This window comes from Aliifodinibius sp. S!AR15-10, from assembly GCF_031569985.1.
Classification (GTDB): Bacteria; Bacteroidota; Rhodothermia; order Balneolales; family Balneolaceae; genus JAMQKA01.
Map to the genome: position 1 here is coordinate 138477 of NZ_JAMQKA010000005.1, position 17640 is coordinate 156116.

Genomic DNA, 17640 nt, shown 5'->3' on the forward strand with positions numbered 1-17640 from the left:
AATAGCCTTAAAGATCCGCCCTACTTACTAAAAGAGGCCTTTGCAAAACTACACCATTTGAAATTGTCATCGCGTCCGCCAGCTGGCGGATTTCGGGACGTGGCGATCCCCACACAGATGGAGATTGCCGCATTTCGCTCATTTCATTCGCTCCATTCGCAATGACATAGGGTTTTGCAAAGCCCCCTAAAAATGGATCCGCAGAGATAAGAAAAGAGACAGCTATTAAAAATGAATGATTAAGGTTGGGTATTTTTCCAGGAAGGCACCTAAAAAAGAAAGACGACACTCCGTGAGAAGGTCGCCTTCAACAAATACGATTTAGCTTGTCGTTACCAGCGGAGCAGGTTGATTTTGCTTACATCAAGCGAAAGGTTATTACGGAATATGGCGATGATAATTGCCAGTCCCACAACTGCTTCCGCGGCAGCTACAGCCAGTGAGAAAAAGACCAGTACTTGCCCCTCTACATTGCCGTGATATGTGCTAAAAGATATGAGTGAAAGATTCACCGCATTCAACATGAGTTCCACACTCATAAAAATGACAATCGCATTTTTGCGGATGAGAACTCCGATAATCCCGATGGTAAAAAGGACAGCACTTAACGCTAAAAACCAGTCTATTTGAATCATTGTTCGGATGTAGGCTTTACAATTTTTTGTTGAGCAACGACAAGTGCACCGACGACCGCCGCTGTGAGCAGGATTGCAGTGATCTCAAATGGCAGCAGGTAGGTCGTAAACATTACTTCGCCGATCGCTTCCACCGTCCCAACATTCGAGGCCTGTGATGGCATTTCGGGCAGCATATCTGTTACCCCGCCAATGCTGTACAACAGTTGTGATAACACAGCAATACCAAGCAGGAAAGCGACGAAGTACTTGACTCTGAATTTGTTAAAAAGAGATTCTTCAGCATCCAGGTTCAGCAACATAATCACAAACAGGAACAGAACCATGATGGCCCCGGCGTAGACAATAATCTGGATAATTGCTAAAAAGTGGGCCTGTAATAATACATAAACCCCGGCAAGAGAAACCATATTGATTACAAGGAACAGTGCACTATTTACGGTATTTTTACTTATCACCATACCCAGCGCGGCTGCAATAGCCAAAACAGCAAGAAATATAAATACGTATGAAACCATGATTTTGCCTTGTTTTAAGTGGCTTCAAAAGTAGATAAATTTAGAAACCACATCAACTCTAAATTGGGGTTGAATGTTAAAAGTTGAAGGTTTCAGGTCGGTGATTATAAAAACTTTCAACCCACAACTTTAAAACCTGCAACCTAAATCCTACCAAAAATAAATTAACCCAAGTATTCCCACAGTCCAGCAGTACCATGCGAAGGGGTGAATACCTTTCGTTTTTAACATGACGATGAGATATTTGAGAGCAAAGTATCCCGAAATGAAAGCCGCCAGAAATCCAATGACCAGGTCCATTGCCGCGTTAAACTGAATACCAACCTCCGCCATCTCTTTAAGCTGCATAACCATGGCCCCGGCAATAACAGGAATGACCATCAGGAATGAGAAATTAGCCACCTCTTCCCTTTTGACTCCAAGATAGAGACCTAGCGAAATAGTGGAACCAGACCGGCTAATACCGGGTAGAATAGCAAAAGCCTGTGCCAGACCGATAGCAAAGCTGTTGCCGGCCTGTATTCTTTTGGTGAAATTTTCCCGGAATTTCGTAGCAAAGAGCAGGCTGCCGGTCACAAGCAGCATAATAGATACCATAAAGGGATTCAGGAAAACATCCTCAATATAATCTTTCATCGTAAACCCGACGATCATGGCGGGAATCATGCTCAGCAAAATATACCCACTTAATTTTATATTTGGATCTCGTTCCAGGCGGTTGTTAAATTCACCCGGAGAACCGGCAAGGCCGATCAAAGATTTTACAATTCCGGTCAACTCTTCGCGGTAGTAAAGCAGGATACTGCAAAGTGTTCCAAAATGAACCACAACCTCGAACGTTATGCCCTTCTGCAGTCCACTGCTCAGAAAGGCCCGACCCAGCACCAAGTGCCCGGAGCTACTGATGGGTAAAAACTCGGTTAGCCCCTGAATCAAACCTAATAGAAAAGAATCTATGAATTCCATTTATTATTATTGACCTTTTTGCGTTCTTAAATCGGCAAAGAAGATAGTTATAACTCATTCAAAATCTAAATCACATTTGACATTATGGCGACGAGCTCTCCTTCGGTAGATATGCAAGCGCTTGGAGACAAAATTGAGGAATCCAGCGCTTTTATTGAAGATATTCACAAAGAATTAAAAAAAGTCATTGTAGGTCAGCAATACATGATCGATCGCCTTTTGATTGGACTTCTGGCTGATGGACACGTACTGCTGGAAGGAGTGCCCGGATTGGCCAAAACGCTGACGGTCTCCTCCCTTTCGCAAGTGATAAGTACGAAATTTCAGCGCCTGCAGTTCACACCCGATCTGCTACCAGCCGACCTGATTGGTACGCTAATCTACAACCAGAAAGAAGCGGAATTTACCGTTAAAAAAGGACCTATTTTTGCGAACATTATCCTGGCGGATGAAATCAACCGCTCTCCCGCAAAAGTGCAAAGTGCACTGCTCGAGGCGATGCAGGAACTACAGGTTACTATCGGGGAAACGACATACGAACTGGAGGAGCCGTTCCTGGTACTTGCCACGCAGAATCCCGTCGAACAAGAAGGAACCTACCCTCTGCCCGAAGCCCAGGTCGACCGTTTTATGATGAAGATCAAAATCGACTATCCAACGGAGCAGGAGGAGATGGAGATTATGCGACGAATGGCCAAAACCGGAAAAAAGGAAAAGCTAAAACCGGTAGTTACTCCCGACCAGGTACTGGAGGCCCGAAAAGTTGTGAATGATATTTATATGGATGAGAAAGTAGAGCAATACATCATCGACCTTGTATTTGCTACGCGAAATCCGGGCAATTTCAACTTGCCGGACATGGAGGAGCTGATCAACTTTGGAGCCTCGCCCCGTGCTTCTATCAACCTGAACCTGGCAGCCCGTGCCCATGCTTTCATGGAACATCGAGCCTATGTGACGCCTGAGGATGTCCGCCTTATCACGATGGATGTGTTCAGACACCGCATCATCCCGACCTTTGAAGCAGAAGCTGAAAATATTACTTCTGAAGATATCATAGAAAAAATTATGTCTACGGTCCAAGTCCCCTAATGGATGCTATATAGATAATGCTCATACCCATTGAATGTTAGGTAATACTTTATTTATTTGAGAGTGTACTTTATCAAATACAATTATTATGAAAATAAATTTTGTATCCAGGGAAGACATTCGAATCTCTAAAAAGAGTTCCTCCAAATACAAACCGTTGCTGGAAGCTGTAAAAGAGCTGGAAGCCGGTGGTAAGGCGCTTGAAGTGAAATTTAGTGATGACACTGAATTGAACTCCATGCGTAACGTTATTTACAGCTATAACCGGGAAACCGGAGACAAAATTAAGAGCAGCAAGCATCCCAAAAAGAACTTGGTTTACTTTTACAAGGAAGAGGAATGATGCTCCTTGCTCAATAACATCCTCAATTAACCGATTTTATTCACGAATGTAGAAGTTACTCCTCCCTTTTTACTCCAAAAATGGCAAAAGAAAAAGCCCGATGATTTTCACCATCGGGCTTTTTAATTGCTAAGAACAATCTATTTAAGAACGCCAGCTGAACCTATTCTTCCTCGTCAGAGGATTCATCATCCTCTTCTTCAGAATCTTGCTCCTCTGCTTCAGCTTCGGCTTCAGCTTGTTGCTGTTTGGCAACTTCTCGCTCTTTTTCTTCCATCTCTCTCTTCAGATCGGCTAGGCCAGACATTTCACCTAACGTTGGAGTTCCTCGTTCAACAGGTTCGGACTGACTGCTGCCACGATCACCTGATTTAGATGGTTTCACTTTCTTGGCGTCTTTGTCGCGCTGGCTGAGCGTCAGGTTCTTATTGTTTTCATCGAGCTCAATCACATACGCTTCAACAGTTTCACCAACTTCATACGATTCGGATAGATCGCCGCCGGCTTCGGTTTTGCTGGCCGGTACAAATCCTTCCAATTCATATGGGAGTTTCACAAACAGGCCTTTGTCGGTAATCTTCAAGATTTCACCTTCAACCTTGTTACCGAGGCCGTGCTCTTCTGCGAATTTCTCCCACGGATTATCTTCAATCTGCTTGTGGCCAAGCGTAATTCGACGGTTTTCGAAGTCGATTGCCAGGATCACAACCTCGATCTCCTGGTCCTTGTCGATGATCTCGTTCGGATGGTTAATCTTGTCCGTCCAGCTGAGATCAGAAACGTGGATAAGCCCGTCAATACCAGGTTCGAGTTCAACAAACACACCGAAGTTGGTGAGATTGCGAACAGTTCCTGTGTGCTTGGATCCAACAGGATAACGCTTGTCTATATCTTCCCAGGGATCTTTTTCAAGCTGCTTGACACCGAGCGAAATTTTCTTTTCCGGCTCGTTCACATTCAGCACTACGCACTCAATGATATCATCCTTATCTACGAGCTGTGATGGGTGCTTGATGTGCTGTGTCCAGGACATCTCGCTAATGTGGATGAGTCCCTCAACGCCTTTTTCAAGCTCAATAAATGCACCGTAGTCCGCAATGGAAACGACACGCCCCTGAACCTTCATGCCTTCTGGATATTTCAGGTCGATTTGATCCCATGGATGCGGCTGTAGCTGTTTGAGACCGAGTGAAACACGCTTGCTCTCGTCATCAAAATCGATAACAGCGACGTTCATGCGCTGATCGAGTGAAACGATCTCTTCGGGATGCTCAACGCGTCCCCAGGAAAGATCCGTAATGTGCAGCAGGCCGTCGACACCACCAAGATCGATAAACACACCGAAGTCGGTTATGTTTTTGACGATGCCTTCCAGCACCTGTCCTTCTTCGATGGTAGACAGAATCTCTTCACGCTGTTCTTCGAGATCAGACTCAATAAGGGCGCGGTGAGAAACAACAACGTTCTCAGCCTGCATGTTGAGCTTAACAACCTGGAACTCCATGGTTTTGCCAACATAGGCGTCGAAGTCGCGAACCGGGCGTACATCAATTTGTGAACCGGGCAGGAAGCAGTCGATGCCCATAATATCCACAACCATACCACCCTTGATACGGCGCTTAATATATCCTTCAAGCACTTCGCCGGTATCGTGGGAGCGTTCGATGGTTTCCCAGGCCTGCAAAATATCTGCTTTGCGGCGTGAGAGGATGAGCTGTCCTTCCTGGTCTTCCACTTTATCAAGGAAAACCTCAATCTCATCGCCGGGCGCCAGCTCTTCAACTACTTTGTCAGGGAATTCATTAACCTGGATAATTCCCTCTGACTTGAAGCCGATGTCTACAATAACATACTTCTCATCAACTGAAACTACGCGTCCTGTTACAATTTCTTTTTCTTCAATCTCATTGAGGGTGTCCTCATACATTGAGGCCAGGCTGTGAAACTCATCGTCGGTATAATCTTCCGATGCCGCCTGTAGTTCATCAAGCGTATACACCTTGTCGTCACCCATGTCGCCGGTAAAGGTGGCAACATCTTCCTCATCTACATCAACACGCACCTCGTCTTCTGTGGTGGCTTCAACAGCTGATTCTTCCTCTTCAGCTGTGTCTTCAGTTTCCGCGTTTGCTTCAGCATCAACCGATTCCTCTCCGGCTTCGGTCACTTCCACATCTTGTTCTTCTTCAACTGTAGCAGTGTCTTCAGCTTGTTTGGTTTTGTTTTCTTGTTCTTGTTTAACGTCTTCGGTCATTATGGTTTTAGTTACAATTGCCGCTTTCAGTTCGCATTTGAACGAAGCTAAAAGGGATTAATTAAGGTTATAGTTAATATTTAAGTAGTCGTTGAAACTTATCTGTTATTTTTGAACAAATAAAGTTTACTTGTTGTTCAAAAGTCATCTCACTGGTGTCAACCTTGATTGCATCATCGGCTTTGCGAAGCGGATCGCTTTTGCGTTGTGAGTCTTTCCTGTCTCGCTCCAAAATTCTTTTCTTTACTTCATCTTTCGTTATATCCGTTCCCTTTGCTTTAAGTTCCTTATATCTTCGTTCGGCCCTCGTATCGAGATCCGCCACCATAAAAAACTTTAACTCTGCATCAGGAAATACAGCTGTTCCCAAATCACGTCCTTCAGCAATCCATGCACCTTGCTGCACGGCTTTCCGCATTAGCCGGTTTACATGCTCCCTGCTCTTCAGCATGGCAGCTACTGTGCTAACATGCTCACTCACTTCTACGGTGCGAAGGTGATCCGTAATATTTTGCTTCCCGATCGACACATTAAATGCACCGTCTGTATAATAGAATGAGATCGACTTTTGATTCAACAATTCAAAGAACTTCGTTTTGTCTTTTCCCGACTCCAGGTAGATCAGCGTCAGCGTGCGATAAAGAGCGCCTGAGTCCAGGTACTGGATGTCAAGCTTATCCGCGACGGCCTTTGCCGTGGAGCTTTTTCCTGATCCGGCTGGACCATCAATAACTATTATCATATCGGAAAGACTCCCAAATTACTTTTAATTTATTAATATTTCAATGATTTCTTGTTTTGTGATTCCAGAAAGGTTAACTTTTGTGCCCTTTTTGGAAAGCGTCGTATCCATCAGATGATACGAATTAATTTAACTGACGAACAACTTAAGCAAACTGAACGAAATTTATGCCACAACATCAATCAGCTATAAAACGCGTACGGCAAAATGCTAAACGCCGCGAACGGAATCGTGGACAGCGCTCAAAAATGCGCACGCTCGTAAACAAAGTGTTGGAGACTACCGACAAAGAAGATGCTGAACAATACCTGAAAGAAGCGACTTCTTACCTCGACAAAATGGCCTCAAAAGGAATTATTCACCAAAATAAAGCGGCCCGCAGAAAAGCAAAGCTTACCAAGCACGTAAATAATCTCTAACATTCATATCAGGTAACATAATTGGCTGCTCCAACCTCGAAGGCTCTGCTGGTAATACTGGATGGCTACGGCATCGCTGAAAATCCCGAAGTCAGCGCAATTGACAAAGCCGATAAGCCATTCATTGACAAACTCTTCCAAAACAACCCCCATTCCAAACTTACTGCGAGTGGTAAAGATGTGGGCCTGCCCGACGGACAGTTTGGCAATTCCGAGGTGGGACACCTCAATATTGGGGCCGGCCGAGTGGTTTGGCAGGAGCTAACCCGCATCAACCGGGATATAGAGGAAGGAACTTTCAATGAGAATGAAGTCCTTCTGGAAGCTATCGAAAAAGCCAAGCCCCAAAATAAAGTTCACATCCTTGGACTTTTTTCCGATGGCGGGGTTCACAGCCATAACAATCACCTCTTTGCTCTCCTAAGACTGCTGAATTCCAAGGGCCTCGACAATGCTTTTGTGCACGCTTTCACCGATGGGCGCGATACTGCCCCAACTGGTGGAGTAGAATATATGAAGGAGTTCCAAAAGCAAGCCGAAGAGATTGGGACCGGAACAATTGCTTCCATTGTGGGACGATACTACGCCATGGATCGAGATAACCGATGGGAACGCACCAAGCTGGCGTATGATCTTCTGGTGAATGGACAGGGCGAGGCGTTCGATTCCCCCATTGAGGCACTAGAGGATTCGTACGATGATGATGTCACAGACGAGTTCGTAAAACCCAAGCTGATTGATAGCTCACCCGAATCACGCATTGCGCCGGGCGATGTCGTCATTTTTTATAACATCCGCGGCGACCGTGCCCGACAGATCACCCGGGCCCTCACTGAAGATGGTTTTGACGAGTTCAACGTCAAAAAAGATCTGGATCTTCACTACGTAACGTTCACTTCTTATGATGACACCATCGACTGGGTGCATGTGGCTTACCCCCCGTTGGATATTAAAAACACAATCGGTGAGTTAGTCAGCAGCCAGGGGCTAAAACAGCTACGCATCGCTGAAACGGAAAAATACCCCCACGTGACCTACTTTTTTAATGGCGGGGATGAGGTGGCATTTGAGGGCGAAGATCGCATCATGATTCCGAGCCCCAAGGTGGCTACGTATGACCTCCAGCCCGAGATGAGCGCCCCACAGGTCGCAGATACGCTTTGCGAGCAGCTGGAAGCGGACAAGTATGATCTCTGTATCCTGAACTTCGCCAACCCAGATATGGTGGGCCATACAGGCGATATGGATGCTGCAATAAAAGCTGTTGAAACGATCGATACAGAGCTTGAAAAAGTCATTGAAACGGCCACAGAACACAATTACAAAATCTTGGTCATCGCTGATCACGGGAACGCCGACTGCTTGGTCCAGGCGGACGGAAGTCCGCACACAGCACACACCACGGCGTTGGTTCCCGCTATGATTATCAATGGCAACGGCGAGAAAATTACCATGCATGATGGCAAGCTAGCCGACATCGCCCCGACCTTGTTGAAACTGATGGGACTTGGCGCACCGGAAGAAATGACCGGCGAACCTCTCTTTTAATCTTTCCACGCTGATAATTTAGTCGGATCATAGATTCATTTAATCCCACTACCCTGCTCAACTTACCTACCTCTCCCTTTGAGCACATCTAGAATTTTATTTTCTTATTCATTGATCCAACAGAATGGAAAATGGTGGTGAAGGGGTCACCTTTCTAACAAATCTACTGCAGGGATGCGCAGATTAATCTTATTTACAATACTGTCTTTTCTCTTTACATTTCCTCTTTGTGCACAGGATGTGACAGTTATCGGGCAGCCAGATAAAATTAATCCCGGCCGAACGCCCCTGCTCAAGGGCACCATCACAGATTCCGAAAGCGGCAAACCTATCTCTGGAGCTACCGTGTATGTCGAAAAACTCCAACGCGGTACCTCTTCCGACTCCTCAGGTCACTATGAACTCCGTCTGCCTGTGGGGAGACATACGATCCGCTTTCAGTTTGTGGGCTACGAAAATCTTCAGAGAGAAATACTGATCTATTCTGATGGATCACTGAACATCAAAATGCAGTCCCGTCTTTTTGATATGGATGAGGTTGTCGTGGAGGCCGAAGGGGAAGATTATAACGTCCTGGGATCGGTAACGGGCATCGAAAATCTCGACATTTCTGAAATCGAAGATCTTCCCACGGTATTAGGTGAAGTAGATGTTGTGAATACGCTGAAGCTGCTTCCGGGTGTGAATACAGTTGGTGAAGGATCGACAGGCTTTAACGTACGTGGAGGACGCCCCGATCAAAACCTGGTGATGCTGGAGGGGGCGCCGCTCTATAATGCATCTCACGTACTGGGACTTTTCTCCGTATTTAATCCCGATGTGGTAGATCAGTTTTCACTTTATAAAGGACACATTCCACCCAAATACGGAGGGCGGCTGTCTTCAGTACTGAATGTGAGTACGAAGGAAGAGAGTATCGAGGAGTTCAAATTACGGGGTGGAATCGGGATTGCTGCAAGCCGACTATCGGCAGAACTGCCTTTCAATGGAAACAAAAGCTCTCTGCTGCTCGCGGGCCGCGCCTCTTATTCTGACTGGATTCTTTCCCTGGTGAAAGATCAGGATATTAAAAATAGCAGCGCCTTTTTTTACGATAGTAATGCCAGCCTCAATCACCGTATCAACGACAACAATCGCGTTTCTTTATTGCTTTACCGTAGCCACGACCGCTTTCGTTATGCGGATCGATTTGGATACTCCTGGAGCAATCAAATTTACAAGAACAACTGGAATAGCCTGCTTACCCATAATCTTGCCTCCGAATTTTCGGCAATGTACGGAGTTTATAGCAGCTCTAATTTTGAACCGTCCGGGCTTGAAGCCTTTAAATTGTATAACGGCATTCGCTACTTCCAATTTAAAGAGCACCTGGTTTACAATTTTAATGAAGCGCATACTTTTGATTTTGGACTTGAGTGGGACACCCGGATCGGGAAACCGGAGCGACTTGAGCCTTATAACGCGGAATCGGGGATAGACTCAGAGCAAATTGAAAAAGAACGGTCTAGGGAACTTTCTGTCTATGCCGGGGATGAATACAAAATAAATGATTGGCTGCAGGTTAACGGCGGCATTCGTTACACCGTATACCACCATTTTGGACCCGACCAGGTTTTTAACTACGAGCCCAATACCCCCAAAAGTGTCACAACCATTACAGACACAACACGCTACGGTAACAGGGAAACCATTGCCACCTACTCGGGATTAGAACCACGAGTTTCCGCCCGTTTTCAGCTATCCCCTTCCAGTTCTTTTAAAATGAGCTATAACCGTACCCAACAGTATATCCACCAGATTACCAATGCCACCTCCCCTACCCCTGCAGCAATTTGGCAGGTGAGCACCCCACACATCGAGCCCCAAAAAGCGGATATGTTTTCCGTAGGATACTTTCAGAATTTCAAAGATAACACCTGGGAAACATCGCTGGAATTGTATTACAAACAGATCGAAAACCTAGTGGAATATGAGGACTTTGCTGAACTTCACTTAAATGATCACCTGGAAACCGATCTGCTGTCTGGCGATGGAGAAGCGTATGGGGCCGAGCTCTACATCAAGAAAAGAGTAGGTGACTGGACTGGCTGGCTTTCTTATGCCTATACAAGAACATTTGTAAAAGTGGCCAGTAATGATCCGGAACTTACCATCAACAGTGGGGAAAAATTTCCATCCAATTTGGATCAGCCGCATAACCTTACGTTGGTGGCCAAGCGCAAGCTCGGTGAGAAGAGTGCATTTTCGCTTAATCTTACCTATAGCACCGGCCGCCCGATAACTACCATTGAGTCGAACTACGAACACAGAGGTACGTCAATCCCAGCATTCTCAGAGCGAAACAAATATCGAATTCCCGATTATATTCGCCTGGATATTTCGTTTACCATCGCCGAAAATATCTGGAAGAACAGGACGGTGGATCCCAACCGGCCTATTACCGACAGCATGTCTATTTCGTTTTATAACTTGCTGTCGAGAGATAATGCTTTTTCCGTCTTTTATACCCGTTCGGGCCGCCGAACATATCCCCGGGCGCATAAACTTTCCGTTTTAGGTGCTGTCATTCCATCAGTAACCTACAACATTAGTTTTTAAAGGAGGTGAATTATGGATATGAATTTTAAGGCACTTTCTTTTTTCTCAATTTCTTTTGTGTTGATGACTGTCCTATTTGGAGGTTGCGTTGAATTGATCAATTTTGATATTGACCGAACCGGAAATCGCCTGGTCATAGATGGGATGATAACCAATTCCCCGGGCCCGTATACCCTCAAGCTCCGGAGAACTACAGAGGAGGAAAAAATATCAGATCCACTCAGCGGCGCTAAAATCACCATTACTGATAACCTTGGAAATAGTGAGCAATATTTTGAGACCAAAGATGGGGTATATAAACTTGGAGGGTATTCAGTACGGGGCGTGCCTGGGCGCAGCTATACCATTGAAATCGAGTTACCCAATGGGCAAACCTATCGTTCGGAAACGGAACAGATGCCCACTATCCTAGCCCGGGACAGCATTTATTATGAATTTGATACCATCACAACGGTGAACAGTCATGGATCCAGATCAGAGACGGAAGTAATTCGAGTCATACGAAATACTTCGGTCCCAAAAACTGAAAATCCCCTCTATTTAAAATGGGAGGTCCAGGAGACTTATAAATTTAGTGAATTTGATTTCCCAGACCCTTTCCATATGCCCCCTCCCTCCTGCTATGTCACAGAATATCCTGATCCCCAGGCGATTCATTTATACGATGGCAGTGAGTTGGCAAGTGGCCAATTGGCACCGATGCCAATAGTTGAACGGGAAATTGATTATACCTTTTATCAACTACATTTTATCAACGTTATCCAATACTCAATGACAAGGAAAGGTCATGAATATTGGACCCAGGTTGATCAAGTTGTAAACCGGTCGGGTACCATATTTGATATTCCTCCTGCAAATGCAAACAGCAATATCTCAAATATTGAAAATCCCGATGAGGTAGTCCTCGGTTATTTTCATGCAGCCGCCACGGACACTACCCGCTTCTATCTGCTGCCTGCTGACCTGCCCATCCATATTTCAAACCCATGTAGCAGGTTTAGTACCCCCGACTGTCAGGGTGGGTGTTCAACATTTGACAACAGCAGCAAAGATCCTCCCTACTACTGGCTGCAAGATTAGAATAATCAAATGAAAGTAAATCATTCAGTTCCAGCAAATAGCATCCATTTGCTTCTGTTTGTGAACAAAGTCGAATGGTGATCATTGGAAAATTTCAAGTTGAGCCACATTATTTATTCTCATTCGTTGTTCATACCTGTCTCAACGACAGATAAGAATACTGTTAATCGGCTTTGTTAAACGATTATAAAAGCTTAAGGCAATATCTTTTTGTTTGCTTTTGCACTATGCCAATACTACTTTCGTAAGTGTAGTGAACTAAAAATGCAATCGACTCGTTGTAGACGAGTAACTTTTCATCTCCAAAAATTTAGCAATACTCTATGGAGGGCAATTTCTCAAGTAAAGTTCGAGATGTCATTCAGTTTAGCCGCGAAGAGGCACTGAGACTGGGCCACGATTATATCGGGACTGAGCATCTTATTCTCGGTATCGTCAGGCTGGGCGAAGGTGTGGCGGTTAAGATTCTGAAGAATCTCAACTGTGATCTGTACAAACTTAAAAAGACAATCGAAGATACCGTTCGTGGAACCGGCGGTTCTGTGACAGTAGGAAATATTCCCCTCACCAAACAGGCCGAAAAGGTTCTGCGCATAACCTATTTGGAGGCAAAGCTATACAAAAGCGATACGATCGGTACCGAACATCTACTACTCTCACTGCTACGTGACGATGAGAATATTGCTGCCCAGATTCTGCAGCAATTCAATGTATCGTACGACGCCGTACGTGAAGAACTTGATCTTATCATATCAGGCAAGTCGTCACCCGATGACGATCCCAGTGATTCGCGCTCAGTTTCCGCGAGTCTCTCATCCTCAAAAGGAGGTAAATCATCCTCAGGAAGCTCCAGGGAAAAGAAAATGGAAAAATCAAAAACCCCCGTACTAGATAATTTTGGTCGCGACCTTACTTCACTTGCTGAGGAAGGCAAGCTTGATCCAATTATTGGTCGCGAAAAAGAAATTGAACGTGTAGCCCAGGTGTTAAGCCGCCGGAAAAAGAACAATCCTGTTCTAATCGGCGAACCGGGTGTTGGTAAAACGGCTATAGCGGAAGGATTGGCCAGTCGCATTGTGGAACGCAAGGTTTCACGTGTGCTGTATGACAAACGCGTAATTGCGCTTGACCTGGCGGCTCTCGTAGCTGGCACCAAATATCGCGGCCAGTTTGAAGAGCGGATGAAAGCCGTCATGAGTGAGCTGGAAAAAACAGACAACGTTATCCTGTTCATTGATGAACTTCACACCATCGTGGGAGCCGGGGGAGCCAGTGGTTCGCTCGATGCGTCCAACATGCTGAAACCCGCCCTTGCACGGGGTGAAGTGCAGGCCATTGGTGCCACAACACTGAACGAATATCGTCAGTACATTGAAAAAGATGGTGCGCTGGAACGTCGATTTCAGAAAATTATGGTGGATCCAACCACTCCCGAGGAGACGGTTGAGATTCTCTCAAAGATCAAAAACAAGTACGAGAAGCATCACAGCGTAAGTTATTCAAAGGATGCGATCGAAGCTTGTGTAAAACTCACGGATCGCTATGTAACCGACCACTTCCTGCCCGACAAGGCGATTGACGCCCTCGACGAGGCTGGTGCTCGCGTGCATCTGTCGAACATCACGGTGCCGCAGCATATCGTTGACCTGGAGGAAGAGATCGAGAAGACCAGCAACGAGAAAAACTCGATGGTCAAAAAGCAGCGTTTCGAAGAGGCCGCCCGTCTCCGTGATAAGGAAAAACGCCTGATGGAGGAACTCGAACAGGCGCAGAAGGAGTGGGAAAAAGAAGCCGAAGAAATCATCTACGATGTAGAAGAGCATGATGTGGCCGAAGTTGTGGCAATGATGAGTGGAGTGCCCGTAAACAAGATAAGCCAGAGTGAGAGCAAGAAGCTGGTGAAGATGCGGGAGAAGCTCGGAGAACAGATCATCGGCCAGAATGAAGCTATTGAGAAGCTCACAAAAGCCATTAAACGAACTCGTGCGGGTCTCAAGGATCCGACGCGACCCATCGGTTCCTTTATCTTCCTCGGGCCTACCGGGGTTGGGAAAACCGAGATGGCCAAGGTTCTTGCCCGCTATCTCTTTGATAAAGAGGATGCTCTTATCAGAATCGACATGAGTGAGTATATGGAGAAGTTCTCTGTCTCACGACTGGTTGGTGCGCCTCCCGGTTACGTGGGCTATGAAGAGGGCGGTATCCTTACTGAAAAGGTGCGTCGCAAGCCCTACAGCGTGGTTCTGCTGGACGAAATAGAGAAGGCACACCCTGATGTATTCAACATCCTGTTACAGGTGCTTGACGACGGAATCCTGACGGATAGCCTCGGTCGAAAGGTCGATTTCCGAAACACGATCATCATCATGACTTCCAACATTGGAGCTCGTGATATTCGTAACCTCGGAAAAGGTATTGGCTTTAGCGCCGACGGTAGCAGCTTCGACTACGAGAAGATGAAGTCAACAATCCAGGATGCACTCAAGAAAGTGTTCAACCCTGAGTTCCTGAACCGTATCGACGACGTCATCACGTTCCGTCCGCTCGAGAAAGAGGATATCTTCCAGATCATCGATCTGCTCAGCGAAGAACTCTTCAAACGTATCAATGAACTTGGCTACACGGTTGAAATCACGCAAGGCGCCAAAGACTTTATCACAGATAAAGGCTTTGATCAGAAATATGGTGCCCGACCGCTGCAGCGAGCTATCCAGAAATATGTTGAAGATCCGCTGGCTGAAGAGCTGCTGGAAGTTGAGCATCCAGAGGGAACCAACATCAAGATTAAGATGAACAAATCCCGTGATGGACTGACGTTTGACTGGGAAATTCCGGATGAAGCATCTGAGGTTAGCGACGAAGCATCATCCGAGAAGGAGGAAAACTCTGATGACAAAGAGCAACCCTCGGAGGCAAAAGCGTAATCGATTAACAATAACTTTCTGACGCAAGAAAAAGCCCTGAATTAACGTTCAGGGCTTTTTTATTAGAAGCTCGTTATTGGTTACTAGTTATTAATTAGAAGGCGATTTACAAATCAAGTACAAATAATAATTGGACCAATTAACTTATAACAAAACTAAAACGAGGCTCTCAGATTGATAATCTTATTCGTTCCTTTAAGGGTATATTGTCCGCGTGCTTCTCTTAAAAATTGTATTCCAATACTCGGGCTGGTTCCCAGCGCGCCACTGAATTCCCGGCGGGCGATATCACGCTGTTCAAGATTTATAGCGTGAAATTCCAGGTTTCGGTAGATCTCAGTATTTTCCACTTTGCTTCCTGTAACACCAACAATGGTATGATCCTCCGCAAAATACTGTGCCAATATTAACGGCGATCGGAAGCTGGTACTACCGATTCGTTCACTCGACAGCGTGTTATAAACGATTGCCCTGCGGCTCGAATGGATAATGAGTTGGTCATTGTCACGAGTAAAGTAACCGGCAAGGAGATCTTCTTCAGTAGTTATTGAATTGAGTTCATTACCGTATCGATCCAGAATTATTGCCTTATCATCCGTCCTCTCTTTGGCTGTTACAAGTATGATAAACTGGCCATTGTCGGACACGGTGGCATGCTTAATAAATCGATCACTGCTGTAGAAAATATTATCTGTGGAGTTATTGTCGGATAGCACCTTGGCCTGCGATCCCACTTGACTGCCCTGTTTAATTTTGGGCGTATAGAGTAGTATCGTTTTCCCATCTGGATCCATTGCAACCTCGGATATTGATTCTCCGCCCTCGCTCTGACTCCCGGAAGAACCGCTGGTCGCGATATTTCCTTGCGTATTGTAGAGCGTAAAATTGGCGATATTATTCCGAAGCAGAACCTCCCCTGAACTCAATGGATAAATCCCGAGGGAAGGGTCGCTGTAGCTCAACGAAATTGTGGGATATGCAGCCAATGTGTCGGCATCTGTAGTCAATAAAAAAGTTTTAGCCCCATCCATTGTATTCTTTAAGACTCCAAGCATGGCGTAGTCAGCGGTTACACCATAACTCAGAAAATCTCCAAAATTCAGACCTGTTGCAGGGAAACTGATCCCACTGTTGGAAATCGTCACATTCTGCTGGGACAATCCAAAGGTTTCGTACTGATTTCCCGCGGTCCTGTTTTCGACAGAAACATTCAGTGACTGCGAGTATCCAACAAAAGGTAACAATAGAAAAAAACAGAGCTTTTTAAACATAAAGCCTTCTTTTAGGATAAAATTTGAAATACAAGAACGGAAATATTTAGTAGAGTTGCATCCGATTTTTGTATTCAATTGTACATGATAATGATTAGTTTGTCGGCAGAATTTAAGCATTCAAACAGGTTTTATGACGTACTCCATTATAATCCCGGTTTATAACAGGCCCAATGAGATACAGGAACTGCTGGAGAGCCTTACAAGACAAACCTACACGCGGTTTGAAGTTATAGTCGTTGATGATGGGTCTACGGAAAGATGCAATGATATTGCTGATCATTATAAAAATGAGCTCACTCTCTCCTACTTTTGGAAGGAGAACAGTGGACCTGGCCTGACCCGTAACTTCGGAGCTGAAAAGAGTTCCGGAGAATTTCTCATTTTTTTTGACTCCGATTGCATTATTCCGGATCACTACATGGAGACTGTAAACCGGTTTTTAGTAAAAAATTCTATTGACGCTTATGGAGGACCCGACAAAGCGGATCAATCCTTTACGCCCATTCAAAAGGCGATTAACTATTCGATGACCTCCTTCCTGACCACCGGCGGCATACGTGGCGGGGAAAAAAGCATGGACCGGTTTTACCCGCGCAGTTTTAATATGGGCATCTCAAGCGATGCATTTGCCAGGGTCGGAGGATTTTCAAAGATGCGTTTCGGAGAAGATGTGGACCTGAGTCTTCGTCTTGAGGAGAACAACTTAATATCGGTGTTAATTGAAGAGGCGTATGTTTATCACAAAAGAAGAACAAACCTTAAATCTTTTTTTAAACAGGTCTTTAATTCAGGCATCGCACGCTATAATCTAACACGCCGCCACCCGGGCTCACTTAAACTAGTTCACCTTTTGCCCAGTGCTTTCGTGCTGTACTTGATAGCTGCAGTATTAGCTCTTCCTTTTTTCCCATCGTTATGGTTACCCGTCCTGGTTTTACTCCTGCTGTTTGTACTCGATTCTCTTCGCTCCACTCACAATCTGGGTGTGGCGTTACTCTCTTCGGTCACCTCAATAATCCAGATATCCGGCTATGGATCCGGATTAATTTGGGCAGTATTTAAGCACCTTTTCTTGAAAAGAAATGACTTATCGGCCTTTAAAGATACATTTTATGATTAGAATCCGCTATCAAGCGTATAGGATATCCGAATATTCAAGACTGGAATTTTTGTTCTTTTTCAAATTGATTTGACATGTCAATACCCTTATATTTGAAATCTTTCTGAAACGGCTGAGCCATTGACTC

At 45.3% G+C, this 17640-nt stretch carries 14 protein-coding genes; 8 read left to right on the forward strand and 6 right to left on the reverse strand.

Features of this window, described 5'->3' with window-relative positions; translation table 11 throughout:
• Positions 1-332: 332 nt before the first annotated feature.
• The 3 genes from nuoK to NC796_RS05510 all read right to left on the reverse strand — a co-directional run bounded on the left by nuoK (position 333) and on the right by NC796_RS05510 (position 2119).
• The gene (nuoK, locus tag NC796_RS05500) at positions 333-635 is read right to left on the reverse strand and encodes an NADH-quinone oxidoreductase subunit NuoK (protein ID WP_310682841.1); all 303 of its coding nucleotides are present in this window, start codon (positions 633-635) and stop codon (positions 333-335) included.
• Positions 632-1153 (reverse strand): NADH-quinone oxidoreductase subunit J, encoded by a 522-nt coding sequence (locus NC796_RS05505; RefSeq protein WP_310682842.1) that lies wholly within the window; start codon positions 1151-1153, stop codon positions 632-634. The genes nuoK and NC796_RS05505 overlap by 4 nt, the downstream gene beginning before the upstream one ends.
• A 150-nt stretch (positions 1154-1303) precedes the next feature.
• Positions 1304-2119 carry an undecaprenyl-diphosphate phosphatase gene (locus tag NC796_RS05510; protein WP_310682843.1) on the reverse strand — a complete coding sequence of 272 codons (816 nt, stop codon included), beginning with the start codon at positions 2117-2119 and terminating at the stop codon, positions 1304-1306.
• An 84-nt stretch (positions 2120-2203) separates the two neighbouring features.
• Here NC796_RS05510 and NC796_RS05515 point away from each other — a divergent pair, with 84 nt between their 5' ends.
• Positions 2204-3211, forward strand: coding sequence for a MoxR family ATPase (locus NC796_RS05515; protein WP_310682844.1), 1008 nt, complete (start codon positions 2204-2206; stop codon positions 3209-3211).
• A gap of 88 nt (positions 3212-3299) precedes the next feature.
• A complete protein-coding gene (locus tag NC796_RS05520; protein WP_310682845.1) occupies positions 3300-3554 on the forward strand; it encodes a hypothetical protein in 255 nt (84 codons plus the stop codon).
• A gap of 163 nt (positions 3555-3717) precedes the next feature.
• Here NC796_RS05520 and rpsA read toward each other — a convergent pair whose 3' ends face one another.
• The gene (gene rpsA, locus NC796_RS05525) at positions 3718-5808 is read right to left on the reverse strand and encodes a 30S ribosomal protein S1 (RefSeq protein ID WP_310682846.1); all 2091 of its coding nucleotides are present in this window, start codon (positions 5806-5808) and stop codon (positions 3718-3720) included.
• A 73-nt stretch (positions 5809-5881) separates the two neighbouring features.
• Positions 5882-6550: a (d)CMP kinase gene (cmk, locus tag NC796_RS05530; RefSeq protein ID WP_310682847.1), complete on the reverse strand. Its 669-nt coding sequence runs from the start codon at positions 6548-6550 to the stop codon at positions 5882-5884.
• A gap of 167 nt (positions 6551-6717) precedes the next feature.
• On the opposite strand from cmk, the gene rpsT reads away from it, so the two are divergent.
• The 5 genes from rpsT to NC796_RS05555 all read left to right on the forward strand — a co-directional run bounded on the left by rpsT (position 6718) and on the right by NC796_RS05555 (position 15119).
• A complete protein-coding gene (gene rpsT / locus NC796_RS05535) occupies positions 6718-6969 on the forward strand; it encodes a 30S ribosomal protein S20 (protein ID WP_310682848.1) in 252 nt (83 codons plus the stop codon).
• Positions 6970-6990: 21 nt separating this feature from the next.
• Entirely contained in the window at positions 6991-8517 is a 1527-nt protein-coding gene (gene gpmI, locus NC796_RS05540; protein WP_310682849.1) for a 2,3-bisphosphoglycerate-independent phosphoglycerate mutase, read from the forward strand.
• Between the two features lie 174 nt (positions 8518-8691).
• Positions 8692-11115, forward strand: coding sequence for a TonB-dependent receptor (locus NC796_RS05545; RefSeq protein ID WP_310682850.1), 2424 nt, complete (start codon positions 8692-8694; stop codon positions 11113-11115).
• A gap of 12 nt (positions 11116-11127) precedes the next feature.
• Positions 11128-12195: a DUF4249 domain-containing protein gene (locus tag NC796_RS05550; RefSeq protein WP_310682851.1), complete on the forward strand. Its 1068-nt coding sequence runs from the start codon at positions 11128-11130 to the stop codon at positions 12193-12195.
• A 323-nt stretch (positions 12196-12518) separates the two neighbouring features.
• On the forward strand, positions 12519-15119 hold the full coding sequence (locus NC796_RS05555) for an ATP-dependent Clp protease ATP-binding subunit (RefSeq protein WP_310682852.1): 2601 nt from the start codon (positions 12519-12521) through the stop codon (positions 15117-15119).
• A 155-nt stretch (positions 15120-15274) separates the two neighbouring features.
• On the opposite strand, the gene NC796_RS05560 is transcribed toward NC796_RS05555, so the two are convergent.
• A complete protein-coding gene (locus NC796_RS05560; protein WP_310682853.1) occupies positions 15275-16390 on the reverse strand; it encodes a hypothetical protein in 1116 nt (371 codons plus the stop codon).
• Positions 16391-16523: 133 nt separating this feature from the next.
• On the opposite strand from NC796_RS05560, the gene NC796_RS05565 reads away from it, so the two are divergent.
• Entirely contained in the window at positions 16524-17513 is a 990-nt protein-coding gene (locus NC796_RS05565; RefSeq protein ID WP_310682854.1) for a glycosyltransferase, read from the forward strand.
• Positions 17514-17640: the final 127 nt, after the last annotated feature.